Here is a 24,615-nt window from a genome sequence, read left to right on the forward strand (position 1 = left end):
AACAGTGGCGCTTCCAACACTTGCTCCCAGATAGGCTTCGACATCAAAAAGCCTTTGTCCGGCTCTGTTGCGTATAGAGGGAATGCTGCCATTATCTGCCTACTTCCTGCTTCGTGTTTTTATGTAATCCAAGTCGCTTAAGGGCTTCTCTCAAAGGAATATCGCCAATATGAGTAAATTTAAGCCAATATGACCATATAGTATCATACTGGCTGTCTGTTATCAACCCTCAGCCGTGGGATTGGTGCTACCCTTGACACTGGGATTCCCGCCGTAGTCGATGGGGTGTAAGGATTGGGTATCATAGCCTCGATGGGGTAATTGTCCGGCAAATAGGGGCAACTGCTGCAACGCGGCTAACAAATGACGAGTGCGATCGCTAAATTCCGCTGCTGAGATAATATCTAGAGTATGGGCGGCATGGAGGGCGGCGAGATAATCCCCTAATCCCCATAGCGTAGCCCCGTTTAAATCCGCGCGATGAGTGAGACTCGTTGCGATCGGTAATCGTTGCCCAGGGAACGCCATTGGCGTAAACCGTATTGTAGAGAAAATAGGGCGGTTGATCAATATTATCCTCCGTCACCGCCGTGAGTTGTCCAGTTTGTTCATAGCGACGTTTCTGCACCTCTAAAACCCTAGCCGCATAATCCGCAATATCTCCCTGGAAGCCAAATTCAATCCCATCTAAAATATAGGACTCACTTACCACATAGTTATTGGCATTGGTGGTTTGGTAATCGCGAGTATCCACAGGAATTTGCACCCCATTAATCTCCACCAACTTAAACGGTTCAAAGGAGACAGCCTTCGCCGCATTAAAGCCCCAAAGTTCGTAGCCTCTCGCCGCATATTCTTCATAACCCAGACGCCCTTCTTGCACCAATAGAGTTTGATTATCCGGTAAAACCGTAGCCCCATAGAGGTGTCCATCGTTAAGCGATCGCTCAATATCCCACGTCTGAAGAATTTTAGACAACCAATCTTCATACTGGGGATGACAAGTCCGAATTACATCAAATGCCGCTAATACGCGACCAATATCCAACGCCGACCACCCAATTCCTCGTTCGATGGGAGTATTGGCATAATCAACAAGTTGTCCAGTTTCGGTATTATAAACCTTGTTCGGTAGGCTATCTTCAAATAACCTCAACGTTTCCAAACCCGTTAAAAACTGATTCAGGCGATAGTCAAACTCTCCCTGGTCAATTAAATTTAACCAGCGGGCTGAATTCAGTGCCATTAAATAATTTCCCATATCCCAGATTGTACCGGAGGGGTAGTCATGGCTGGAGTTGGTGAATCCTGTTTCTGGCTGATAGTTATTGAGAAAATACTGCCAAGCTGTCTGGGCATAAAGTTGTTCCTCTGCTGTTAGCGGGGCAGTAATTTCCGCACAGGTAGCAGGTGCAGAAATGGGCAGTTGAGCGAATGCTGTTTGGGGGGAATGAATCAATAGTGAGGGAGAAATTGCTCCGATGAGGAATAAAGCAATTAGTTTTAAGGCAATTGGGCGAGAAACTTTGGGTAGCATAAGGATGAATAATTACATGAGAACACGTTCAGGTCAACCCCGATTAACTCTTTTTTTATTAGACGCAAAAAAATGAAGTAAGAAAACCGTAAACCTACGGAGATTCGTTTGGTCTGGATCGGGGAATTGGTTAGATTTACGGAGAAATGGGTAAGGGCAAAGGGATCGTTTCGATAGTAATAGGTTTTCATCAGTGCGCCCAACCCGGTACTTATCTGCTTAGGGTTATTGGTTTCCAACTGACGCTGAACTATCCGCAGGGGCTGACATTGACATCACCTGTAGAGACGCGATGCGAGAAGCGTCTCTACTCGGTCAGCTTCTTGTTCGTAAGCATCTCCTGGCGCTCCTATGGTTGACCCTGAATTTCGACAGGACTTCGGACGTTCGGCCATGCTCAATTGCCGCGAAGCGACGCCCTGAGTGTACCGAAGGATCGAAGGGTCAATTTCGTTTGAATGCCAATTTCCTCTAAATCTTTACTTCACCTCCAAATCCTTTACTCATTTTTCCAGTTTTTCCTCTACTTGCTCTGTTTTCTGGTTATTTCACTCCTTTCTTTTCCCCTGCAAAATACCCCTTTTCTGAGCTTGCTTGGTTTTTCAGGGATAACTAGCTTTTACGAAGTTTCATAGCGTATCCAGTGGCGATCAATAGCTTTATCCAACTCTCCGAAAGGAAAGTCCTTATTATAATACTCCTTTAAAGTAACTAAGAAAGCCAGAACTGCTTTTCCTTCCTCGACAGTCAAGCTGTCGAAGCGCTCGTGAAACTGGGCTAGTTGCTCTCCAGAATCGAAGTATTCTAGTTGCTGCTCCCTGAGCAACTCCAGCATCTCATCTAGGAGACCAGGTGAACGTTGAGCAAGGTAATCGTAGCTTTCTACAATATCCGGGCGAGATGGTTTGGTAAGTGTACCTATAAGCACATCCACAAAGAAATCAGCGGATTGGTATGAGTTTATAGAAGCAGATAAGAAAGCAGGTAGAAAATACCGAAATGCCTCCGAAGTTAGCACGACAAGGTCACCTCCTATCTCATAGCGCATCTCCTCAGCAGTAAGTTCTCTGGGGGTTGTCCCAGCCAAAAATTGACCCAGTTTTTTATGTTCGTACTGCACTCGAGGCAACGGTGCTAATATCTGAGTATCTAGGGGTCGAGGGCGTGAAGCAAAGGCATCGAAAAAATATGCTTTGAGGTCTTTTTTAGGAGGTATTTGCATATCATTGCTAGATTGTCTAGTGTGCTTGTTGAATTTGCTGTAGGGCTAACTCAAGCGCCGCTATCACCGCTAAAATCCCTGCTGCTATAGAGCCAGCCACGCCTACGGCAAGAATGGCTTTCCCAAGTGCAATGATTGCGACAATAAGTGCAGCTATTGCAGCAATAGTTAGTCCGGCTTCGACAAGCCTTCGAGTGCGTTCAACTACTTCCTCCATTGCTTGTACTAATTGTTGTGGACATTTAGAATCATCGAAGTACCTATAGCAACGCATCATCATGTTCCTCTTTTGGTCTAGTTGATCACGATGTTTTTTATCTCCACCCTTAAAACACGTAGTAGCTATCGCAGTCCGTGCGGCGATTTCTGCGGTAACGGCGGTGATCTTGGTCGCAAGGGTTACACAGTCGTCGGTGTCAAGACATTTACCAAGTTTAGCTGTGACTTTTTTAGTTGACTCTACTGCTACTAATAAGGCACTATATCGGGTCCAACTACAGTCTCCTGGAGCCACCATACCATCACCAGGATAAAATTGTACTACTTGACCTACCATCTGCCCCATTTGCACACGCGGATCAATTTGCTTTTGCACCACAGGTTTAATGAACTGCGCTCTCTGCCAGATCTGATGGGGGTGATGGGGGTGATTGGTGTCCAACTGACGCTGAACTGATGCTGAACTATCAGGAGGCGCTGACATTGACATTACCTGTAGAGACGCGCCATGGCGCGTCTCTACTCCTGACTCTAAATCTTTCCCGGCTTCTGTTGCCTGTCCCTCCTCTTCTTTAGCACAATCAGCACATTGCCGTTGAATCGGGTTTTCTGAGACTGGGGCAAAAGCTGTTCCCAATTCCCTCTGTTGTCTACCCTTTACTTCACCTCCAAATCCTTTACTTATTTTTCCAGTTTTTCCTCCACTTGCTCTGTTTTCTGGTTATTTTACTCCTTTCTTTTCCCCTACAAAATACCCTTTAAAGAATAAGATTAACCCGAAGAATTCCTCAATTTTTTCCTCAATCTCTCGGCAAGAAGATCTGACCCAGATTTGATGTGATCACCTTTGTGATTAAGGTCGGTTTGAGTCGATGTATTGTTATCTTCTTCAAGAATCTCCCATTGTTCAAGACTCACAGAAAATTCCCACTCTGCCTGAGCAAGTGCATCCTCAAGTTGGTCATGGTATGTATCTGTTAGCTCGTTTCCTTCTTTGTCAAGATACAAAAGATAGTATCCAACGTCGTCAGGATACTTGACAATTTGCAGACTATCGGGAACAGTAATTTTCTCCTCTCCTCTAAAATGCTGTGTTTTTTCCGTAGGTTGATTTTGTGTTGACAAGATGCTCTTTTGAAGTATGCGATAATTACTCATGGCATTGATAATTTAAGTTTTCGTGTAGAAGGCTATCAAGGATCGGGGACTATATCCACGACTGTATTTTCAACTACTCGTCCGCCGGGTCGATCATACGCTTCAAAGTGTCCGTGTAGCTTTAGTCCTCTAGTTTCATGGCTACCGAAGCGAACCTGTCTCATTCCATCTGTAGACAAGTAGCGACCTGGAGAAACTTCAGTATAACCAGAACCGAGGAAGTCCTCGACAGCGCTTAAAAATTCTGATTCAGTAAGTGTGCCTCCTGGAAATTCTGGTGGGCGTCCGCGTCCACCACTAATAGCAAAAACCTGACTAACTAACCCGGCTAAATCCTCAGCCAGATTGCCCGTTGCTTCAACAACAACACTTCCTCCATGTACTACTGTAGCGCCCCCAACCACGGTGGCAGGAGCGCCTGCAATACAACCTATTCCTGTTAAACACAAACTTCCTCCCCCTGCAACTGCACCGCCCCCAGCAATCATCTCTAACACTCCTGTGACGATGCCTGCGAGGTCTCCGGCTGTCCTACCCATTTCAAAAGGCCCGCTCTTAGGAAGGGATTCTTCTACTGCTTCTAAGTCTTCGCTGACGCTAGAAGTACCTAAAGAAACTGCCTCTAACACCCAGCGCCCCAGTTCCCCGTTGTTACGTAACCACTGATAGAAAGCTCCTGCAATGAATAAGGCTGCATTACGATTGATGCCATTCATGCCAGAAAGTAGCTCTTGAACCCTACTACGCTCCTGGGGAGTTAGGAGACTTTCTCCGTACTCGCCTAACTCCTGATTCATCTGCATCGCTTCACCACCCGTATGCACCCGCACTCCACGAAAATCTGCCCCAAAGCGCGGCTCCATAAACCGGATCACCTCCGGCGCTAAAGGAGAACTACCATCCTTAGAAGCATTCAAACGACTCTCTAAATCAAAAGACGCTTGATTTTTCGCCATTTGATCTGCCCGTTGTATCATCTGGCGCATTTGCACACGCGGATCAATTTGCTTTTGCACCACAGGTTTAATGAACTGCGCTCTCTGCCAGATCTGATGGGGGTGATGGGGGTGATTGGTGTCCAACTGACGCTGAACTGATGCTGAACTATCAGCACATTGGCGTTGAATCGGGTTCTCTGATACTGGGGTAAAAGCTGCTCTTATTTGGGAAGCAGGGGTTTGTGTTATGGGTGAGGCAGCATCAAACCCTGGTGCCCAGGGTGATTCAGATTTACGCTTTCCTGTTGAAGATTCGGCTTGCTCCTGTTCCTTGGCTTGGAGTCCTCGCATCACATTGGCGGTGAGTCTATCCGCTGAATCTCTGGAATATTCCCCGATTTCTTGGGATGGAGCAGATGTATGGTGTAGCTTGGGTTGAATCGAAAAATGTCCCAATTTACCTGGACTTTTACCCTTTTTCTGTACTGTGGTTGGAGTCCAGGACGAATTTTTCTTTTGTACGGGTTTATACTCCATGATGCCGCCTCAGTTGCCTGATAATGTGATGACCGGAGCCGATTTCCTCAAGAATTCTGGGTGATTCTCCGAGCAGCCAATGCCTAGCCCGTTCCGAGAAAACGCCGGAAAGCGGCTTGACCCAAGAGGTCTTGAGATGTTGGCTAAATCATAAACTATTTTAGTAGATACTCTTCAATCTACTTATTCCCTCACCCCTGCCCATTCGATCAGCGGTTCGCCAACTTTTTTGTAAAGAAACAGTTCCAGGATCACACCATTATTATTTGCCGTCAGGGATTTATTCGGTTCATCTAACGACTCATAAAATCCGTTGTACCATCCCTTATCCGCTTTGAGATTATCTTGGACAAACTCAAATAACTTATTGGTGTACTCCGTATTGTAAAGAACGTGCCAACCCAGCGCCGCTTTGGTGCTGATAAAGCGCAAATTATCATGATTTTCGCGAGTATCAGTAATCGTTGCCCAGGCTTCCCCATTCGCAAACAAAGTGCCATAGACAAAATAAGGCGGACGATCCAAATTATCTTCAGTTACCGCCGTTAATTGATTCGTGGCATTGTACCGGGATTCTTGTGCCGCTAAAAGTCGATCCGCATAAGCTTTCGGCAAAGCCTTAAACCCGGTTTCAATCCCATCTAAAATATAGGGTTCGCTGAGGACATAGTTATTCGCTTCCGACGTTTCATAATCTCGCTTGTCATAAGGAACCCCTTGACCATAAAGATCCACAAATGCCACATTTTCGGCAAAATCCAACGCCTTTTTAACATTCAAATTCCACAACTTCAAACCGTAAGCTGCATAATTTTCATAACCCAAGCGCCCTTCCTGATTATATTGCTCTTTGCCATTAACAACGCTAGTGCCATACATCTGCTTATTTTCTGTCAACCGATCAACCTGCCAATGATCCCAAACGGCTTCCGTTGCTGATTTAAACTCTGGATATTTCGCGCCGACAATCTTCAGCCATAACGCCAATCGCCCCAAATCAATGGCTGACCAACCGATTTCCTCTTTCTTGTCCAGTTGACCATAATTAACAGGCATTAATGTTTTAGAATTATAGACTTTATTCGGCAATTCGTCGTTATAAAGCGGCATCGTTGCCAGTGTTTTCAACAGGCGACTCATCTTAGTCTTAAATTCGGACTCTGGGATAATCTCCAGTTCTTTAGCACTCACTAATGCCGCAATTGCCGCCCCTTGATCCCACATTGTTACTGAGGCAAATCCATCAGCAGAATTCACCAATCCGGTTTGATCATTCCAGTTTTGTTCAAAATACTTCCAGGCTTGTTCAGCCATTGCCATTTCCGCTGGGGTTAATGTACCTGCACTAGGGGAAATAACCGAACGTTCCGCCGCTTTGAGTTCAGCAGAGGTGACAGGAGTACCGGGCAATTTTACCGATTCATCATCAAGTTTTGCCAACTTAGGGTTTTCCTTAGTCTTAGGGGTAACGACTTGAGAAACCGAGGCTTCTGGCGATGGCATAGACGAGATATTCGGCTGATTTGACAGAGATTCCAAACTCGCGATCGCGGCGATAGCTGTGGCAATTCCTCCAGCACAAACAACAAGAGATATTTTTCTTGGCGGTGGCTCAAAGTTAATACTCATGATTCTCCTAAATAAATCGATTTATTGACATCTAACTCAGTCATAATTAGACTGGTGAAAATAAACCAAACTGAATCAAATTTAGTCAATAATACTCAAACTTTTACCAATGACAAATGACCAATGACAAATGACCAATGACAAATGCCTCTACATTGGGCGAAATCTGAGCTGTACAACGGGCTTCATACCCATTAGCATTATCAAATTCTCCATCTAATCGCTGGCGTCCTACTGTTGCTGCTAACCGACAACTCAGAAAATCAAAGACATCCCCCTCCCAACCAATCTCGGCATTATAAACCAGAAAATCCGGCGGTGAAAAATAACCATTTTGCGTCTCTAAATCCTCTTGATAACTCCAGGTAAACAGATTAGCCGCCAGATAAAACTGACCGATTTTCTGTTCTAGCCGACTAAAGGATTGCCACTCTTGATTCCCATCGTTATAAAGCCCCACTCTCAGCAAGGTAAAAAAGCTAGTATTTGGGGCAATCTGCCAATATACGTTGGGACCAAATCGCCAAGCCGTGATTTGATTATCCAGCGTTTCAGCATTAAACTTATAGGGCGCTTGTTCGACGATAAAGGCGGGAAAAATTCCCGATTCTAACTCTCCCGTCGGACTCACCTTAACCGCAATAGGCGCTTCCACCCTAGCGCTCAAATTCAGCGCCGTTGGCAAACGGTCAAACCAATCAACCCCTCCAGCAACCTCCACTGTTACTTGGTCAATTTTCCCTTCCCAACCCACTTGAATTGGGATATTGGTCACGGAATCAACATCAGGATGCTCGAAGGAATTAAATCCTGTTTTAAATCGGACGATATTCCCATTCCGTAAACGAAATTGAGCGGTTTCTTCAACAAAGAGATTCCGTTGGTCAAAGTTATCATGGTCATAGCGAAAATCAGTCGTTAAACCTTCTAAAACAATCGACTCAGCCGAAGACGAAACTGAACTCGGTTGGGATGGCAACTCTGGAGATTCCGGCGGTAATCGTAACCCTGGATTAAAGTTGTCTGGTGCAGCCATCAACAGAGGAAATTGATCAGAGTAATAATGCAGTTCAGTCAAAGACGCTTCAGTCAAAGGACTATCCGTTTTAACGGGTTTTACTGTCGATGACGCTACAGAACCATTTAAGGTTATCTCTGGCAAAGATGGGGACAGTGTTGGTTCTAAAGATGAGAAAATAACAGATCTAGAGATTGGCGAACTCTCATGAGTTGGTTGTAACTGCAAGTTCTCTTTTTTTCCAGACTTAGACATAACCTGCATTTTCGTTATCCTCCTATCCAATTCAGCCAGATTATCCGAAAATGGCATAGAATCTACCTGATTAAAAGCAGTTTGACTAATTGCCTGTAATCGACAAACACTCAATATCCAGAACCCGACAGTCCAGATAAAAATCCTTCGGTAATGCCAGCGCATCCTACCTACATTTCGCAGGAAGAGCAAAAACTCTAAACCATAATTGAATCCGTTTACGCTCATGACTAACTCCTGAACGATAAACATCTTAGTCAGTCATGACTGTCTCTTACATCCGGGAAAACTATGAATATTTGATGAAGGGAAGGCAATCTAATCCGTAAATTTACTGAGTGAACCTGCTTTTGTTCTAAGTTTTCACGAGAAGTGTAGAAACCTGAGTTGGGGCGGGTTTAGTCATATCTAGGTGCAACCAAAAAGATAGTCGTGAAACCCGCCCCTACAAACTCACGTTGTACCACATACCGTGAAAAGCACTCCCTAAAACACATTTTAATATTTTTGTCAATACGTGAATTCTAGGATAAAGTTTTGGTGACTTCAAAGAAATACCGTAATTCTTCGCTGGTGTCTGGGGCAGTGTCGAGTCCACAATTAACGGAATGACACTGACGTACAGTGGGAAACCACTGGCACATCAGCATTACTGATAATTAAACTGATTAATATTTAACCTAATCGCATGAGTCACTCAATTCACTCAAATTCTGCCTTGATTCTTATCGTTGATGATGACCGATTTACGCGGATCATGCTGCGTCACATCATCGAAAAAGAGGGTTACAGAGTCGAAGAAGTAGAGAATGGAGAACAATGTCTTGCGACTTACGCCCAGCTACAACCGGATATGGTACTGCTTGATGCCATGATGCCAGGGATGAATGGTTTTACCTGTTGCCGCAAACTGCAAGCCTTGATGGGTAGCGATCGCACTCCTATTTTAATGATTACGGGATTGGATGACCAAACCTCGGTGGATCGGGCATTTGAAGCGGGTGCGGTGGATTATGTGACTAAACCGATTCACGCCCCCGTGTTGCGGCGACGGGTGCGTCGTCTGCTGGAAGCGAGTTGGGCGGAGAAGGCGTTACGCAAAAGCGAGAAACAATATCGTTCTGTGGTGGAAAACCTGAAAGAAGTGATTTTCCAAATGAATGCTGAACGACAATTAACCTTTCTTAACCCCGCGTGGACAGAAATTACAGGATTTTCTATCGCCGAAAGTCTTGGTAAGCGCTTTGTAGACTTTATTCATCCCGATGATCGTCACGATCATGAGGCACATTTCCACCATCTACTTCAATCCTATTCAGTTAACGCTTTACAGGTGGGTAAAGATAAAGCCGCCGAACAAGATCTCACCCCTCAAACGCCAGATTGCTGTTACCAAGTTCGCTATTTATCAAAAAATGGGACAGTAGCCTATATTGAAGTGTATGCCCGCCTACTCTTAAATGAAAATGGGACTCTCAGAGGAATTTCCGGCACACTCAATGATATTACTGAACGCAAGCAAGCCGAGGAAGAATTACAGCGTCAAAATCAGATATTGCAACAGGAATTAAATCAAGCCGCCGACTACGTGCGATCGCTCTTACCGCGTCCCATAACTGAATCGGTTGTCACCATTGAACAGCAGTTTGTTCCCTCGTTGCAGTTAGGGGGTGATGCCTTTGATTATTATTGGCTAGATTCTGAGCATTTAGTCATGTATCTGTTGGATGTCGCCGGACATGGGGTGAAGTCCGCCCTGTTATCGGTATCAGTGCTAAATATTCTGCGATCGCAATCTCTAGCCAACACCAATTTTTACCAACCCAGCGCGGTTCTCACGGCACTCAATACCATCTTTCAGATGGGTGACACCGGAGATGACTATTTCACCATTTGGTATGGCGTTTATAACCGGACTAATCGCACCTTAGTTTATGCTTGTGCCGGACATCCACCCGCTCTTTTGCTGGCTGATGCTTCAACTCCCATACAACGGTTAGAAGCGATGAGTATTCCCATTGGTATGCTTCCCGACGCTGACTTTGATGATAATTTATGTGAAATTAAACCCGATAGTACACTCTATTTATTTAGTGATGGCGTTTATGAGATTCATCAAGACAACGGCAAAATCTTGGGACTTAATGCCTTTACGGAACTCTTGGAAATTACCCGATTCTCTACCAATAACACTCTGACGCAAGTTTTTAATTATATCCAAGCCTTAAGCTATAATAGTGCCTTGGCTGATGACTTTTCCTTGTTAAAAATTAGATTATCTTAATGCTTTATAGAAGTTATAATTACCTGAACCTAAGTAGTCGGACAAAAGAAAACAGTACTGTATTAAGTGCAAGCAAATCGCCCTCAACCCTTTACTGTTCCCTGTTCCCTGTTCCCTGTTCCCTGTTCCCTGTTCCCGTCCACCCACTTAAACCCTGTAACTTGCATGAATGAACATTCAAGGCTTTACTATTGCCTATTGCCCATTGCCTGTTGCCTCTCCCCACCACAAGACTTATGCAGCAGACCCTCAAGCTATAGTCGAAGATGGTACCAGGCAGAAGACAGTCATCAAGGTCAAAGGGGATAATGATTGTATAGGTAGACATGATACAACTCTCAACCCGATACAGATGCCTCCCTTACCTAGCAATGAAGCCGATAGACTCAAAGCACTTGAACGATATCATATTCTCGATACGTTGCCAGAACAGGCATTTGACGATTTAACCAAGATGGCGGCGTACATCTGTGGTACTCCCATTGCTTTAATTAGCCTTCTCGATGCCACTCGGCAGTGGTTTAAGTCAAAGGTGGGTATAGATGCCACCCAAACACCGAAAGAACAGGCGTTCTGCGCTCATGCGATTCTTAACCCAGATCAGGTGTTAATGGTTCCGAATGCCCTAGACGATGAGCGGTTCGCCCAGAACCCGTTAGTCACATCTGAACCCAACATCCGTTTTTATGCTGGGACTCCTCTGGTCACTCCTGATGGTTTTCCCTTGGGTACCCTGTGCGTGATTGACCAAGTGCCGCGCCAGTTGACTACAGAACAGATAGAAGCCCTAGAAGCCTTGGGGCGTCAAGCGATCGCTCAATTCGAGCTACGGCTAAATGTCGCTCAATTAGAACGCCAGATGCACGCCTTACAGGAGGCGGAAAAAAATTACCGCAGTATTTTTGAGAATGCGGTTGAGGGAATCTATCAAACCACAGCCGATGGGCATTATATTAGCGCGAATCCTGCCCTCGCCCGAATATATGGCTATAACTCACCCGCCGAGTTAATCGCCTCGGTTACCGATATTGGACAACAGCTTTACGTTGATCCCTCCAGACGCGCTGAGTTTATCCAGCAAATGCAGCAACAGGGAGCAGTATCTCACTTTGAAGTTCAAGTCTATCGGCGCGATGGAAGCCTGATTTGGATTATGGAAAATGCCCGGGCGGTTCGCGATCGCAACGGCACATTACTCTATTATGAAGGCTCCGTTGAAGATATTACTCAGCAAAAGCAAGCTCAAACTGCCCTAGAACACCAAAATCGGATGTTGCAAGACGCCAGACAAGCCGCCGAAAAAGCCAATAAAGCCAAAAGCGAATTCCTGGCAATGATGAGCCACGAGATCCGCACCCCGATGAATGGTGTAATCGGGATGACGGGATTGCTTCTGGATACCGAACTTACCCCAGATCAGCGTCATTTTGCCGAAACGATCCGCAACAGTAGTGATACGCTGCTGACAATCATCAACGATATTCTCGACTTCTCCAAAATTGAGTCGGGCAAGTTGGATTTGGAAGAACAGCCCTTTGCACTCAGAGACTGTGTGGAAGACGCCCTGGATTTACTGGCGGCGAAAGCGGCGGCGAAAAAACTAGAGTTAGGCTATCGCTTCGACTCGTCAATTCCTGATCAGGTGAGGGGAGATGTGACACGAGTCCGCCAAATTTTAGTGAATTTATTAAGTAATGCGGTTAAATTTACCGCAGCCGGAGAAATAGTGGCTTCGGTGACAGGGCGGAAATTAGAAAATGAGGCAGATTCTCACCCAGACTCCAATCGTTACCACATTCAATTTGCAGTTAAAGATACAGGGATTGGTATCACACCCAAGCGGATGCATCGCCTATTCAAACCATTCAGTCAAGTGGATTCCTCCACCAGCCGCAAATACGGGGGAACCGGGTTAGGATTAGCGATTTGCAAACAGTTGAGTACGATGATGGGCGGTACGATGTGGGTGGAAAGTCACGGTACTGTAGCGGGTAATCCGCCTGCGGGTTGGCAACCATTGGCAGAACAGCCGTCTGAGTCAGGTTCAACCTTCTATTTCATGATCACGGTTGAGTCGGTAGCGGGTGCGGTGGCGAAGACAGTTTACTCTCCATCCTGTCTCTCTGGGAAGCGGCTGTTGATTATAGATGATAACGCCACGAACCGGGACTTTTTAAGCCGACAAGCAGAGGCTTGGTCTATGGTAACGGATACAGCATCCTCAGCGACAGATGCGATCGCCTTAATTGAGCAAGAGCCACCCTTTGATTTAGCCATTCTGGATATGCAGATGCCGCAAGTCGATGGTTTGAGTTTAGCCGCTACCCTGCGTCAGCGCCCTGATTGCCAACAGTTGCCCCTGATAATGCTCACCTCCATTGGCATCCCAGAAAAGGAGTTGAATGCTGCCCAGGTTGATTTTGCGGCATTCCTAAATAAACCGATTAAACAGTCTCAACTGTACAGTGTTTTGGTACGAACGTTAGGGGGAGTGCCAACTAAGATTAAATCCCGCCGTTCTCAGGGGGTCAAACTCGACTCGCAAATGGCATTGCGACTACCCCGGCGCATTTTAGTAGCGGAAGATAATCTGGTGAATCAACTGTTAGCGGTGCGGCTATTACAGCGGATGGGTTATCGAGCCGATGTGGTGGGTGACGGGCTTGAAGCTCTGGAAGCCTTGCATCGCCAACCCTATGATCTGGTATTTATGGATGTTCAGATGCCGCACATGGATGGTTTGGAAGCCACGCAACGCATCTGCCAAACCTGGGATGCTGCCACCCGTCCTCGAATTATTGCGATGACAGCTAATGCCATGGAAAGCGATCGCCAAGAGTGTTTGAATGCTGGTATGGATGATTATATCAGCAAGCCGATTCGTGTGGATGAATTGGTGCGAGTCTTAAACCAGTCTCAGCCAAAAGAGAAGACACCCACGAATCAAGCGGCGCTCGACTTAGAGGTTCTACAAGCCTTGCGAGAAACTCTCGGAGAGGGTGCATCAGCATGTTTGGCTCAATTAATTCAGGTTTTCTTAACCGAAACTCCAGCATTAATTCAAGGGATGGAGACAGCCATTGTTCAGGGAGATGCAACCGGGCTAGAAGCATCAGCCCATACCCTCAAGTCAAGCAGTGCGTCTCTAGGGGCAATACCGTTTTCGGAATATTGCGAAAATTTAGAAAGAATGGCGCAAGAAGAACAATTAACCACGGCTTCCGAGGTGGTGTCGCGGCTGAAGCGGGAATTTGAACGAGTCAAAGCGGCATTAATGGATATCAAGTGCGGTTGAATCGTCATTCGTCATTCGTCATATACTTATCCTTGCCAAAAATTAGCTTGGGGAGAAATACGTATTTTTGCGGAGAGGGGAATGACTCAGGGAACCTATAGCAACCGCCAAGACAGTTAGGACACTATAAATTCGTAGAGACGTTCCGGTGGAACGTCTCCAGGGAGTGTTTTTGTCCTAATCGATGTGTCTACTGCTATAATTCTCCATAAATTCACGAAAATCTATTTCTTTGTTTTTTTTAATCCCTTACCCTGCAACAGGTATTGGATATAACAGTGCAGCAAGTACGGCAGTTTCTTCAGTGCGATCGCGGAGTGTTAACGTAATCAAGTCGTCTGGACTGCTAAAAGGAGTGTAAGCGTTGTCAGACGTTGTTGCCCATCTATAACAATAAATGGAGATATTCCTTCGGCTGTTCCAGGTATTGATTGAGTTACGATTGGTCCAAGAAAATAAAAATCCTTTCCTTCAGCAGTGTAAAGACTCATCAAGTCTTCCCATAGAGTCTCCCATGACTTGTCCAGAACAAGAGTACTACTCGATGAGTCGCCATTCGCGAGCATCAACGAACTGAGATAAATGTTTTACATTAGTGGTCGCAATTATAACTTCATTTCCTTCGTCTGCCACTAAGGTAGCCTGAGCCGCCAGAATCACATCCCCATCAAGGGCTTTGGGATCTGCTGTTGGTTGTCCTCTCTGGCGTGCTTCCGCCCAAAATTCAGCAGCTTTGAGCATCACTTCTGTGGTAATAGGACAATAAGTCAGCGTAACTTTAAGTTGATTGAGTCGTCTAATCCCCGCCGCTTTACCTGCGCGAAGCAATTCTCGTCGCACCTCATAATCAGCAATTTCCGGTAACATCACTATGTAGCCTTTGGGTTCCAGAGAATTTAACCAGCGTTTGCACTCCTGATAAATAGGAGGTTTAGCTTTAGGAGTTGTCACCATTCCTAAAGGACCAGAATCGAGTAATATTACCCTGCTCATAGAATGGTTTTAGATAGTGATTGGATCTTCTTCTAGTGCCTTACGGAGGATTTCAGCCGTTTCTGTTTGTTCCTGTTCATCTCCCTCTTCTTCCCATTGTCTAAGCAATTCACTTAGGGCAATTTGCCGTATTGATTTCTTTACTGGCTCAGGATTCTTGATTTCATCTATCGCTTTGACCGAAGCCTGCGATCGCACTGGCTTGCTTGTCACACTTTCGCGAAATAAGCGCACGATTTGCAGTAGGTTTGGTAGATATTCCTCCGGTGTTTGCTGGATTTCCAGGATCAACTTAGCTAAGAGATGGTCATCCTCTGGGAAATCATTCTTGGTACTTGTTGTATTGGTTACACGACTTAACTCTTGTTCAGACATAGTTTCCTCCTTATATTTATGTCTAGACCAGCGCGGCGGAAGTAACTCTCCAGTTTAAAAAGGTGCAAAGTCTTACGGTATAAGCTTTCTGCCCTTCTGCCTTCTGCCTCCTGCCTTCTGCCTTCTTGCACTAGGGACTTATACCCTACCTTAACAATCACTGAGGTGGGTAAGCATCTCTATGATGTGCGATCGCACAAAGATGAAAATCAAGGCTGTGTTTCTTCTCGCATCGACTCGCTGACTGCATCCACTAACTCTTCTTCAGTGCATTGATACAAGTCACGCAAGCGGAATACTTGCCAAACTTCCATCTTGGGCGTTGTTCTCCCCTTTTCCCAGTTGCGGATTGAAGATTCGGCACTCTTTATTTCACGCGCTACATCTGAGATTCTCAACCCTGCGCGTTCTCTCAAGACTCTCAGATCCATAGCTGACCGAAGATTCCGCTCAACTCATCGTTAACTCTTAGCGCTAAGTATTGACAACAATGAAGGATTTGCACTTTAATCATGATAGACAGGCGTTAGTACATCCCCGCCAAGAGACTAACTAACGCCCTTTCCTTTGTTCCTTACGAACTATCTAATCATGCCATACAATTCCAATCAAATCACCAAAGACTAACTCCTTGGGCGATCGCTCAACTCCGACCCAATATGCAGCGAACTATCGTGGGTCGGTTCCGTAGTCGGTCTGATGCGGACGGTCACTTGCGGTGTCTACGTCAGCTTATACCCCATGCGTCCTTTGTCGTGGTGTTTGACCCGCAACCGGATGAGGAAACGGTATCTGTTTCTTTAGCAACGGCGCAAAAAGCAGTTATTGGAGGATGAGAGGAGGCGATCGCATCCAAATCAGGTAGGGGCGGGTTTAGGGACTAAATTCAGATATTCACCACTAAGGAAACAACAAAACCCGCCCTCCCCACCGATAAATGAACAACAAAACCCACCCTCTCATTAACCGAGCGGGGTAGATTTCGTATTAAAATTATTGGTTAGTTTGAATACTGGGAAAGGGCTTGCTTGGCATGAAATGTAGTGATTTTACCGTTAATTGATTTCATTTGATCAAGTCGGTTAGCTTCGAGAGTTTTCGGTGTAGCGTTTTGTTCCAAATCATCCGAGGGAACTGGCTTCAGTGTGACGCTTTCGCGAAATAAGCGCACGATTTGGAGTAAATTCGGCAAATATTCTGCTGGCGTTTGCTGGATTTCAAGAATCAATTTAGCTAGGATGTGGTTATCCTTTACAGGAGTGTTTTCCTGAGGGGAAGCACTTTCATTACTCGGTGTAATCGTATTTATCCATGAATGTTTGGCAAGCAGATTTTTATCGGCGTCCTCTGCAAAATGAAACGGGACAAGTCTTATGGGAACTATTAATTTGTGACCCTACAGGCAATGTTATCTATGAATCATTCTGTCCTCAGCCAGACGTAACCCGTGATTGGTTGCTGTCGCAGGTGCAAGTCGCGGCGGCGAAGACAGGATTACCGGATGCGATTCACGTCTTTCGCCCCCAGTCGTTCAATTTATTCCAGGAGGTGGGAGAACAATTGGGAGTGAAGGTAGAAGCCACACGACGCACTCCCGCCCTGAAGCAACGATTACAGGAAAGAACGTTAGAGTATCCACAACACCAGAATTACACCGGGGAAGCGTACAACCCCCTTAGCTTAGACAAACCGCCACCCGTACCCTTACCGGAAAATCTCTGGGGCGATCGCTGGCGATTTGCTAGTATTCCCGCAGGGGATATTGAGGAGGGGTTTGCCCAACGCCCGATTCCGATTTTACATCTGCCCAATCAACTCTTACCTCTCCAGTTAGGTTTAGCCTCAACCGTAGCTGTTCCCGGCGTTGTGATTGATGGGGGGCGTCAATCGATGCCCTTAGCGCGTTGGCTGCAAGCGGTGCAACCTGTAACGCTTAATTATATCCCAGGTGCGCCAGATGGGTTAATTTTAGAGGCGGGATTAGTGGAACGCTGGGTAATGGCAACCTTTGAGGATGAAGAAGTCGCGGCGGCGGCGAGGTTGTATGAACAGCGTAAGCAAACGAGTCAGGGATTGCATTTTTTGTTGGTGCAACCGGATGATTCGGGAATGACGTATACCGGATTTTGGTTGTTGATGGCTGATTAATTTGGTCATTTGTCATTTGTCATTTGTCATTGGTTATTTACTAGACATCTTTAACCTTGATGAAGGGCGGGTTTTGTTGAAAGGTTATCGGTAGATATCACAATTAAATGGCTAAACCCGCCCCTACAGTTGGTTTTCATGCTTCGACTCAACCGAATTATCCGATTTATTCTGTCTTACGTTCTTGGAGAAAGTATGTCGTCATTTCTCCCTTCCCTTTGACGGAAATTGAACCGCGTTCTTGAAAAACGTATTTATCCTTTAAATGTTCATAGGTGGCATCAGAAACTTGAATATAACCGGGAAGACCATGGGATTCCATACGACTAGCCGTATTAACTGTATCGCCCCACAAATCATAAATAAACTTTTTCAACCCAATAACTCCAGCTACCACCGGACCACTATGAATACCAATACGCATCATGAAAGCGTGTCCTTGTTGGGCATTAACCGCATCAATTTCCTGTTGCATATCTAGGGCAAATTCGGCGACGGCTTCAGCGTGATCCTGACGCGGTAAAGGTAATCCGCCAACAACCATATAGGAATCGCCAATGGTTTTAATTTTTTCTAATCCATGCTGTTCCACTAAACGGTCAAATCGTGAGAAAATTTCATTTAGCAGATTCACCAGTTCGGTGGGTGAGATTTCTCCGGATAGGCGAGTAAAGTCCACAATATCAGAGAAGAGAACTGTGGCTTCTTCAAAACTATCGGCAATCGTATCTGAGTCTTTTTGCAGCCGTTCAGCAATAGATGCTGGCAAGATATTCAGGAGGAGATTTTCTGCCTTTTCTCGTTCAGCTACCAGGTTTTTAGCAGAAGACTCTAAAGCATCTAACATCGAGTTAATTGTTTGTGCTAGGTGGGTTAATTCATCATTTCCCTTGGCGCTAACTCGCAGCGAGAGGTCATTACTCGTGCCAACTTGCTGTACATTTTTACTCAGATTGGCTAGGCGAGATAGTACCATTTTTTCCAATAGGAAAAGAGTACCGACACTAAAAACAATCCCTAACCCCAAAAGGGATAAAATAAGATAACGTAGACTAATGCGACCTTGTTGATAGATTTCTCGGGGGATGTCGATTTGAACCAGTAACGCAGGTTGACCTGAGATATCCCGGAGGAGAGTATAGCCTGCGATCGCCTCCCGACTTATAATCTGGATTAAGATGGGAGCCTGATTGGGTTGGGACTCCTGTTCAGATAGGCTAGACTGCACAGTCTCCAATTTAGCGGGTAATTGGGTATTATCGAGTCGGTAGACCTTAAGATTAAGTTGGGTGAGTTCCGCTAACGCCTCAACACGCTGGTCATTCAGGTAACGACCCATAATCAAAGACCCCCGCATTGGACCAGTTTCCTCGTTGGTAAGAATGGGATTTGAGGCAATCATTAACGGTCCCTGGGGTAAGAGAATTAACCCTGTAATACTACTACTGGTATCTGGATGCTGTAGTAGAACATTATCGGAATTCAGTTGTTGGATTAAGGGAGTGGGAATCGGGGTTTCTTGCTGTTGCTCTAACTTAAAATGTTTACCCAAAACGAGCTTGTCTTGGCGGTTAAAGAATAAAACTAAGTTGAGGTTAATATTTGTCAGGTTTGTATCGGATAGATTCTCTTGAATGTAGCTTCGATTAGTATCTTCAATAAACCCATACGTATCATCCCACTCGCCATAATCAGCCGCTAAAACCGCTAAACTGTCCAATTCATTGAATAACGCCTCCTGTACCCGTCGCACATTACGATACGCATGTTGTTCCTCGATTTGGGCGAAACTGCGAATTAATATCAGCGATAGACTGGCGTAGAGGACACCGATTAAACCCGCAAGGGTGAGACCAATCAGGAGTAGGGTTTTCTGGCGCAGGCTCATAAGTTCAGCAGGGGAGTGGCGGACGAGGGATAGTGAGCTGGTCAGTTATTTCTGCCATGCTGCATTAGGGAGTCGTTCTTTCTCCCTACAAAGTAAAGTACAACAATTCAAGGCGATAAAGGAAGAAATTCCGCTAAGGCGTAAGGACTCACTTGATTTCCGTCACGCTGAACCCATTATGGGTAGGTTACTACAGACATCTGATAAAAGCCTATTTTCTGACTGAAGTGTCCACCTAAGCCAGACGATTAATTCGAGTCAGATGGAGGATGTCTATTGCTTAAGGCATATTTTTTTAGGTATACGGTTGAGTCAATTCAAAACAATCTCTACAGTAGTTTCTATCTTTAGGTTAAGGTAGGATTAATTTTTCTTGATTACCGTGGTATTTAAGCTCAGTTGATTGATAACTGGGCAGGCAGGTTTTGCCTCTATAGCCATACTCAAAAAAAATTATGTTTTTCCACAAAAAGGAAACCATTCAACCCGTTAATATCGAGACAGCACATCCCAAATTTGCCCAACTCTTGTTAGAACAATTCGGTGGTGCTACAGGTGAACTCACCGCTGCTCTACAGTACTGGGTGCAGTCTTTTCACTGTGAAAATCCCTCCATTCGGAATATGCTGCAAGATATCGCAGTTGAGGAATTTAGCCATTTAGAGATGATTGGCAAACTAATTGAATCTCACACCAAAAATGTTGACCAGACTGATGCGTATAAAAGTACACTATTTGCAGTACGGGGAATGGGTCCTCATTTCTTAGATAGTCAAGGCTCTGCTTGGACGGCTACCTATATTAATGAAGGTGGCGATATTGTCCGCGACTTACGAGCAAATATAGGCGCAGAAGCAGGCGCTCGTCAAACCTACGAATCCCTCATTAAATTAGCACCTGATCCGGGGACAAAAGAGACGCTAGTACACCTACTCACCCGCGAAATTGCCCACACTAAGATGTTTATGAATGCATTAGATTCTATGGATAAGCTCACTGATCCCATGTTTGGCAATATCGAACCTGATAGCACTGTTGATCTGTACTACAACTTATCAACAGAGTCAGACGGCAACCCTCAACAAGGTGATAAGCCGTGGAATTCTGCCCCCGACTTTAAGTATGTAGCTAACCCCACAGCTAGTCATTCTTAGAGACAATTGAGTCAGGTTATGAGTAGCTTTGCGCCGAAATTTAGGAGTAAGTCAGATTCGCGATTAAACTCTCGCGCCTTGGCAATTGCTTGAGTGGAAATAATTGCTGATGAAAATCGAGTTTGATAGGTTTGAAAGGTTCGACGCCGTTCACTGGAGGTTTCGGCTAATTCTAATTCAGCATAAAGTAAAAAGTTTTGAATCGACCGAGATAATTGCTGTCCAGACGCTTGAATATCTTCGATCATCGATCTGACAGGTGCGGCTTCAATATAGTCCGCCAGCAGTGTCTGTGATGTGCCTACGATACTATTGAGGGGAGTTTGCAGTTCTCTGGGTAAAGCCGAGGTGATATTACTGCGTAGCTCATCCAACTTGGCTTCAGACTGCTGCTGAATTGCCATCTGCTTTGACAAACGAGTCGCGATCGCGCTCAGCAGTTCTTTAGCAGTAAACGGTTTGGTCAGATAGTCATCAGAACCGAGTTCCATACCCTGTCGCCAGTCATCTCGGCTGGCTTTGGCGGTGAGGAAGATGAAGGGAATTGTCTGTGTGGCTGGATTAGAGCGCAAGGCGGTTAACACCTCGTAGCCATCTAATTCTGGCATCATCACATCACAAACAATTAAATCGGGTAATTGTTGGGTCGCGAGTTGAATACCTGCTAATCCATTGTCTGACTCAGTGACCTGAAAATTGTTGGCTTCGAGCAACTCTAGAATATTGTCTCGAACGGATAATTCGTCTTCAATTACTAAAATTTTAGCCATAAGGTTCTGGCAGATGCTCAGCTAGTTCGTTCTTGTATCCTAGCTGTTTATTTTTTAGCCATTCCAGGGTAATTTTACGGATATCAACTTAACCCCAATTGATGCATTTCAGTAGATTTACGGAGGTTATAACAACAATCAGCGGTCACGCATTTAAATTGGGTATAGTGGACTGACACAGCTAAAATTGTGGAATAGATTTTACTGTTAAAATGGGCGCACGTCGGTGCGCCCCTACAATTCTAATTCACCATTTTATGTAGATCAGCCCGCCATCGTGTGTTAGCGAAGCGTAACGCACCTTTACCCCCATCTGTGGTGTGTCTGCGTAAGTCCTGTCTAATTTAATTTTTTCTCCCCCAGTTCCCAGACGTAGCATGCTACGTCTCTAAATTGCTTTCCCCAGCTTCCCCTGCTTCCCCAATTCCCCTGCTTACACCGCTTGACGGCGTAGAAATAGCAGCAAGTTGTTACTCACATTCTCTGACCAATGGTCTTGGGGATAATGTCCGGCTTCTTCTAATTCTACCAATTCGACATTCTGAAGCATTTTGGCAAATTCTTGGACTTGAACTAAGGGAAGCCACGGATCTTTTATCCCCCAAAGAATCAATGTGGGTTGATTCCAGTTGCGAAACCCAGCTTCGATTTCTGCCATAGATGATTTAAGTTGCAGGTTTTTAACCGTCATTAGTAAACTTCGCCCTGCATCAGAACTGCTGAGAAAGGGACGGCGATATACGTCTAAATCTTTATCAGACACCCGGTAGCCACTACCGCCTTCTAAGGTGCGATCGACCAACAAGGGGTCTTGGGTCAACATATCGCCGATAAAGGGTAAGCCCAATTGCTTGATCTTCCAAGGTAACTGAGTCGCTGATGAGACAGGGGTGTTGAGAATCGCTAACCGTTCAATCTGATCGGGGTAACGTAAAGCGTATTGGAGTCCCACTGAACCCAGAAACCCTTGGACAACCAGATAAAATCGCTCGATTTGCAGATGTTGGATAAATTCTGCTAAGGCTTTAATAAAGGCATCTGGCGTATAGGCAAACTCTCGACGGTCTGGTTTAGCGGAGAAACCCGCACCAATCCAGTCTGGCGCGATCGCACGGAATCCTTTTTCGGCTAAATCGGGCATCAGCGCTGACCATGAGTAACTCTGGGATGGCAAACCATGAAGTAGTAGTACAGGGGGTTGTGTGCTGGGATTAACCGGAGTGGCTTCCCGATAAAACCACTGGAGCGACCCGACCTGAATGGACTTTTCCTGAATGGACACTGTTATTTCCTACACCTTGACCGTGCTTTGAGCTTACCGCCCTGTAGACGTTTGAGCAAGTTTTCCTGGTAATTTCCCATCTCCGGGAATTGTCAACAAATCACAACATATCCTCTGTCTGCTAAACAGATAGCCAACAGATTCGCTAATTGTAATAAATAATTAAGCAACCTTGTAAATAAGCGTTAACCATAGGAGATTTAGTCATGAATGCTGCCGAACAAGCCAAGGGTTTAGAGGTAACCACAAAAATTGCCGCCATCGTCAACTTGTTTAAGTCCCAGTTCCCTGACGCCAAGGCGGACTTGAAGCCCTGGCAAAATGACCCAGATACCCGAAATCTCGTTGATCCCGACTCAATCGATATCGGTTTTCACTTTCCTGGGTGGAGTAGAAAGTTACAAAGCCGCAGTATTTTACTACAAATTCGGTTTTACCAAGATCCCTTAGACAAGTCTCATCGCTTGATTGGCTTAGACGCCGCAGGATTTAATCATCAAGGAGAAGCGTGGCGACTTTCGACGGTTGAAAACTGGCAATGTGTCGGTAATTATCAGCCTGCGCCGGAGGTGAATGACAAGCTTAAACAGTTCTGCCGACAAGTCTTTGAGTTATTTAGGTAGTGGAATCGGGTGTCGGCTGGCAACGTGAGAAGACATCCAACATCATCACACACAAACGGTAGGGGCACGACATGTCGTGCCCCCACAAATAGTGATCGTCGTTAAATTAACCAACAAATGCCAGACGCGGCTCAGAGACACCTGCGGGTTCTTGTCCCTTCAGGGAAGCAAGCATCGTATCTGCATCGGAGACTTCAAAGGGGTCATCCGGGCAGTTGTCACTATAACCCGGTTCTGCAAAGAATTTTTCAATCTTACCGTCGTTCACCAGCATCGAATAGCGCCAGGAACGCATTCCGAAACCGAGGTTGGACTTATCGACTAGCATTCCCATCTTGCGGGTAAACTCGCCGTTACCATCGGGGAGCAAGAACACTTTCTGTGCACCTTGCTGCTTACCCCACTGGAACATAACAAACGCATCATTCACCGACAGGCAAATGATTTCATCGATACCCTGTGCCTTGAACTCATCATAGAGTTCTTCATAGCGAGGCAGGTGGTTGGACGAACAGGTGGGTGTAAACGCACCCGGTAAGGAAAATACAACAACTTTTTTGCCACCAAAGATTTCCTGCGTTGTCCGATCTTGCCAACGGTAGGGATTTGAACCCCCTACAGACTCATCACGCACGCGAGTCTTGAACACAGCGTCGGGTACACGATCAATAACAGCCATATTTACCTCGTTTTACAGACGACTAGATTTTTGTTTGCTTTAGCTATATCTCACTATAACTCAGAATAATTCTGATTTAAGAATGAGTCAATAGTAATAAATACTTATTTTTCAGTCTAGCTGCTAGACAAGTATAACTCCTAACAAAAGAGTGTTATAATAAAGGAACTGCTAATGAAAACGGTTAAATGTCATGCAGCAGCAAGCAGAAAACCTGATTAAAGTCTTGAAATCCAAGGGGTTGAGAGTGACCCCACAGCGATTTTCTGTCTATGCCAATCTGCTGACTCGTTATGATCACCCGACAGCAGATCAAATCCTCAGCGATCTCAATCAGCAAGCGCCAACATCTTCCCAGGCGACGGTATACAGTGCGCTACAAGCCCTGCGGGAAGTGGGACTGGTGCGGGAAGTTTTATTAGAGGAAGGTGTCTGTCGTTACGATGCGAATGTCGATCGCCACCATCATTTTCGTTGTCGCTGTTGCGGTGCGATTAAAGATATTCCTTGGGATACATTTGAAAGCGTTGACTTGAACCGCCTACCTTCGGGTATGCAGGGTGAAAGCTATGAGATGACGGTGCATGGAGTCTGCGATCGCTGTCAATGAT

General features: G+C 45.5%; 22 protein-coding genes and 1 pseudogene. 7 read left to right on the forward strand and 16 right to left on the reverse strand.

What is annotated here, in order from left to right:
• Positions 1-264 precede the first annotated feature (264 nt).
• The 7 genes and pseudogenes from RIE73_RS25795 to RIE73_RS25825 all read right to left on the reverse strand — a co-directional run.
• A pseudogene (locus RIE73_RS25795) lies at positions 265-1,537 on the reverse strand (DUF3131 domain-containing protein); the annotation flags it as partial.
• Positions 1,538-2,156: 619 nt separating this feature from the next.
• On the reverse strand, positions 2,157-2,759 hold the full coding sequence (locus RIE73_RS25800; protein ID WP_446403894.1) for a hypothetical protein: 603 nt from the start codon (positions 2,757-2,759) through the stop codon (positions 2,157-2,159).
• Between the two features lie 16 nt (positions 2,760-2,775).
• Entirely contained in the window at positions 2,776-3,615 is an 840-nt protein-coding gene (locus RIE73_RS25805; protein WP_446403895.1) for a hypothetical protein, read from the reverse strand.
• A 134-nt stretch (positions 3,616-3,749) separates the two neighbouring features.
• Positions 3,750-4,136: a hypothetical protein gene (locus tag RIE73_RS25810; protein WP_446403896.1), complete on the reverse strand. Its 387-nt coding sequence runs from the start codon at positions 4,134-4,136 to the stop codon at positions 3,750-3,752.
• A gap of 35 nt (positions 4,137-4,171) precedes the next feature.
• Positions 4,172-5,611 carry an eCIS core domain-containing protein gene (locus tag RIE73_RS25815; protein ID WP_446403897.1) on the reverse strand — a complete coding sequence of 480 codons (1,440 nt, stop codon included), beginning with the start codon at positions 5,609-5,611 and terminating at the stop codon, positions 4,172-4,174.
• A gap of 183 nt (positions 5,612-5,794) precedes the next feature.
• On the reverse strand, positions 5,795-7,240 hold the full coding sequence (locus RIE73_RS25820) for a DUF3131 domain-containing protein (RefSeq protein ID WP_446403898.1): 1,446 nt from the start codon (positions 7,238-7,240) through the stop codon (positions 5,795-5,797).
• Positions 7,241-7,343: 103 nt separating this feature from the next.
• Positions 7,344-8,741, reverse strand: coding sequence for a hypothetical protein (locus RIE73_RS25825; protein ID WP_446403899.1), 1,398 nt, complete (start codon positions 8,739-8,741; stop codon positions 7,344-7,346).
• A gap of 460 nt (positions 8,742-9,201) precedes the next feature.
• Here RIE73_RS25825 and RIE73_RS25830 point away from each other — a divergent pair, with 460 nt between their 5' ends.
• Together RIE73_RS25830 and RIE73_RS25835 are read left to right on the forward strand one after the other, a co-directional pair.
• A complete protein-coding gene (locus RIE73_RS25830; protein WP_446403900.1) occupies positions 9,202-10,797 on the forward strand; it encodes a SpoIIE family protein phosphatase in 1,596 nt (531 codons plus the stop codon).
• 169 nt (positions 10,798-10,966) lie between these two features.
• The gene (locus RIE73_RS25835) at positions 10,967-14,092 is read left to right on the forward strand and encodes a response regulator (protein WP_446403901.1); all 3,126 of its coding nucleotides are present in this window, start codon (positions 10,967-10,969) and stop codon (positions 14,090-14,092) included.
• Between the two features lie 329 nt (positions 14,093-14,421).
• On the opposite strand, the gene RIE73_RS25840 is transcribed toward RIE73_RS25835, so the two are convergent.
• From RIE73_RS25840 to RIE73_RS25855, 4 genes are all read right to left on the reverse strand, one after another.
• On the reverse strand, positions 14,422-14,658 hold the full coding sequence (locus tag RIE73_RS25840; RefSeq protein WP_446403902.1) for a GmrSD restriction endonuclease domain-containing protein: 237 nt from the start codon (positions 14,656-14,658) through the stop codon (positions 14,422-14,424).
• A complete protein-coding gene (locus tag RIE73_RS25845) occupies positions 14,630-15,085 on the reverse strand; it encodes a type II toxin-antitoxin system VapC family toxin (RefSeq protein WP_446403903.1) in 456 nt (151 codons plus the stop codon). Before RIE73_RS25845 ends, RIE73_RS25840 begins: the two co-directional genes overlap by 29 nt.
• A 9-nt stretch (positions 15,086-15,094) precedes the next feature.
• Positions 15,095-15,460, reverse strand: coding sequence for a hypothetical protein (locus RIE73_RS25850; RefSeq protein WP_446403904.1), 366 nt, complete (start codon positions 15,458-15,460; stop codon positions 15,095-15,097).
• Positions 15,461-15,669: 209 nt separating this feature from the next.
• Complete coding sequence (locus tag RIE73_RS25855; RefSeq protein ID WP_446403905.1) at positions 15,670-15,876, reverse strand: helix-turn-helix domain-containing protein; 207 nt, start codon at positions 15,874-15,876, stop codon at positions 15,670-15,672.
• Between the two features lie 243 nt (positions 15,877-16,119).
• Here RIE73_RS25855 and RIE73_RS25860 point away from each other — a divergent pair, with 243 nt between their 5' ends.
• On the forward strand, positions 16,120-16,296 hold the full coding sequence (locus RIE73_RS25860; RefSeq protein ID WP_446403906.1) for a hypothetical protein: 177 nt from the start codon (positions 16,120-16,122) through the stop codon (positions 16,294-16,296).
• Between the two features lie 164 nt (positions 16,297-16,460).
• Here RIE73_RS25860 and RIE73_RS25865 read toward each other — a convergent pair whose 3' ends face one another.
• A complete protein-coding gene (locus RIE73_RS25865) occupies positions 16,461-16,688 on the reverse strand; it encodes a hypothetical protein (protein ID WP_446403907.1) in 228 nt (75 codons plus the stop codon).
• Between the two features lie 83 nt (positions 16,689-16,771).
• Between RIE73_RS25865 and RIE73_RS25870 the strand changes: the two genes are divergently transcribed.
• A complete protein-coding gene (locus RIE73_RS25870; RefSeq protein WP_446403908.1) occupies positions 16,772-17,608 on the forward strand; it encodes a Tab2 family RNA-binding protein in 837 nt (278 codons plus the stop codon).
• A 166-nt stretch (positions 17,609-17,774) separates the two neighbouring features.
• On the opposite strand, the gene RIE73_RS25875 is transcribed toward RIE73_RS25870, so the two are convergent.
• Positions 17,775-19,496, reverse strand: coding sequence for an adenylate/guanylate cyclase domain-containing protein (locus tag RIE73_RS25875; protein ID WP_446403909.1), 1,722 nt, complete (start codon positions 19,494-19,496; stop codon positions 17,775-17,777).
• Between the two features lie 455 nt (positions 19,497-19,951).
• Between RIE73_RS25875 and RIE73_RS25880 the strand changes: the two genes are divergently transcribed.
• Positions 19,952-20,650 (forward strand): manganese catalase family protein, encoded by a 699-nt coding sequence (locus RIE73_RS25880; protein WP_446403910.1) that lies wholly within the window; start codon positions 19,952-19,954, stop codon positions 20,648-20,650.
• A gap of 11 nt (positions 20,651-20,661) precedes the next feature.
• On the opposite strand, the gene RIE73_RS25885 is transcribed toward RIE73_RS25880, so the two are convergent.
• Together RIE73_RS25885 and RIE73_RS25890 are read right to left on the reverse strand one after the other, a co-directional pair.
• Positions 20,662-21,420 (reverse strand): response regulator, encoded by a 759-nt coding sequence (locus RIE73_RS25885; protein WP_446403911.1) that lies wholly within the window; start codon positions 21,418-21,420, stop codon positions 20,662-20,664.
• Between the two features lie 433 nt (positions 21,421-21,853).
• Positions 21,854-22,702 carry an alpha/beta fold hydrolase gene (locus tag RIE73_RS25890; protein WP_446403912.1) on the reverse strand — a complete coding sequence of 283 codons (849 nt, stop codon included), beginning with the start codon at positions 22,700-22,702 and terminating at the stop codon, positions 21,854-21,856.
• A 206-nt stretch (positions 22,703-22,908) separates the two neighbouring features.
• Between RIE73_RS25890 and RIE73_RS25895 the strand changes: the two genes are divergently transcribed.
• On the forward strand, positions 22,909-23,325 hold the full coding sequence (locus RIE73_RS25895) for a hypothetical protein (protein WP_446403913.1): 417 nt from the start codon (positions 22,909-22,911) through the stop codon (positions 23,323-23,325).
• A 106-nt stretch (positions 23,326-23,431) separates the two neighbouring features.
• Here RIE73_RS25895 and RIE73_RS25900 read toward each other — a convergent pair whose 3' ends face one another.
• The gene (locus tag RIE73_RS25900) at positions 23,432-24,004 is read right to left on the reverse strand and encodes a redoxin family protein (RefSeq protein ID WP_446403914.1); all 573 of its coding nucleotides are present in this window, start codon (positions 24,002-24,004) and stop codon (positions 23,432-23,434) included.
• 193 nt (positions 24,005-24,197) lie between these two features.
• On the opposite strand from RIE73_RS25900, the gene RIE73_RS25905 reads away from it, so the two are divergent.
• A complete protein-coding gene (locus RIE73_RS25905) occupies positions 24,198-24,614 on the forward strand; it encodes a Fur family transcriptional regulator (protein ID WP_446403915.1) in 417 nt (138 codons plus the stop codon).
• Position 24,615 lies beyond the last annotated feature (1 nt).

Source organism: Coleofasciculus sp. C1-SOL-03 (assembly GCF_040220555.1).
Classification (GTDB): Bacteria; Cyanobacteriota; Cyanobacteriia; order Cyanobacteriales; family Coleofasciculaceae; genus Coleofasciculus.

What these genes read in the sequence shown, in the direction of transcription:
- RIE73_RS25800 (WP_446403894.1), bottom strand. Translation starts at nt 2,759, where the DNA reads ATGCAAATACCTCCTAAAAAAGACCTCAAAGCATATTTTTTCGATGCC.
- RIE73_RS25810 (WP_446403896.1), bottom strand. Translation starts at nt 4,136, where the DNA reads ATGAGTAATTATCGCATACTTCAAAAGAGCATCTTGTCAACACAAAAT.
- RIE73_RS25815 (WP_446403897.1), bottom strand. Translation starts at nt 5,611, where the DNA reads ATGGAGTATAAACCCGTACAAAAGAAAAATTCGTCCTGGACTCCAACC.
- RIE73_RS25820 (WP_446403898.1), bottom strand. Translation starts at nt 7,240, where the DNA reads ATGAGTATTAACTTTGAGCCACCGCCAAGAAAAATATCTCTTGTTGTT.
- RIE73_RS25825 (WP_446403899.1), bottom strand. Translation starts at nt 8,741, where the DNA reads ATGAGCGTAAACGGATTCAATTATGGTTTAGAGTTTTTGCTCTTCCTG.
- RIE73_RS25830 (WP_446403900.1), top strand. Translation starts at nt 9,202, where the DNA reads ATGAGTCACTCAATTCACTCAAATTCTGCCTTGATTCTTATCGTTGAT.
- RIE73_RS25835 (WP_446403901.1), top strand. Translation starts at nt 10,967, where the DNA reads ATGAACATTCAAGGCTTTACTATTGCCTATTGCCCATTGCCTGTTGCC.
- RIE73_RS25840 (WP_446403902.1), bottom strand. Translation starts at nt 14,658, where the DNA reads ATGCTCGCGAATGGCGACTCATCGAGTAGTACTCTTGTTCTGGACAAG.
- RIE73_RS25845 (WP_446403903.1), bottom strand. Translation starts at nt 15,085, where the DNA reads ATGAGCAGGGTAATATTACTCGATTCTGGTCCTTTAGGAATGGTGACA.
- RIE73_RS25850 (WP_446403904.1), bottom strand. Translation starts at nt 15,460, where the DNA reads ATGTCTGAACAAGAGTTAAGTCGTGTAACCAATACAACAAGTACCAAG.
- RIE73_RS25860 (WP_446403906.1), top strand. Translation starts at nt 16,120, where the DNA reads ATGCAGCGAACTATCGTGGGTCGGTTCCGTAGTCGGTCTGATGCGGAC.
- RIE73_RS25870 (WP_446403908.1), top strand. Translation starts at nt 16,772, where the DNA reads ATGAATGTTTGGCAAGCAGATTTTTATCGGCGTCCTCTGCAAAATGAA.
- RIE73_RS25875 (WP_446403909.1), bottom strand. Translation starts at nt 19,496, where the DNA reads ATGAGCCTGCGCCAGAAAACCCTACTCCTGATTGGTCTCACCCTTGCG.
- RIE73_RS25880 (WP_446403910.1), top strand. Translation starts at nt 19,952, where the DNA reads ATGTTTTTCCACAAAAAGGAAACCATTCAACCCGTTAATATCGAGACA.
- RIE73_RS25885 (WP_446403911.1), bottom strand. Translation starts at nt 21,420, where the DNA reads ATGGCTAAAATTTTAGTAATTGAAGACGAATTATCCGTTCGAGACAAT.
- RIE73_RS25895 (WP_446403913.1), top strand. Translation starts at nt 22,909, where the DNA reads ATGAATGCTGCCGAACAAGCCAAGGGTTTAGAGGTAACCACAAAAATT.
- RIE73_RS25900 (WP_446403914.1), bottom strand. Translation starts at nt 24,004, where the DNA reads ATGGCTGTTATTGATCGTGTACCCGACGCTGTGTTCAAGACTCGCGTG.
- RIE73_RS25905 (WP_446403915.1), top strand. Translation starts at nt 24,198, where the DNA reads ATGCAGCAGCAAGCAGAAAACCTGATTAAAGTCTTGAAATCCAAGGGG.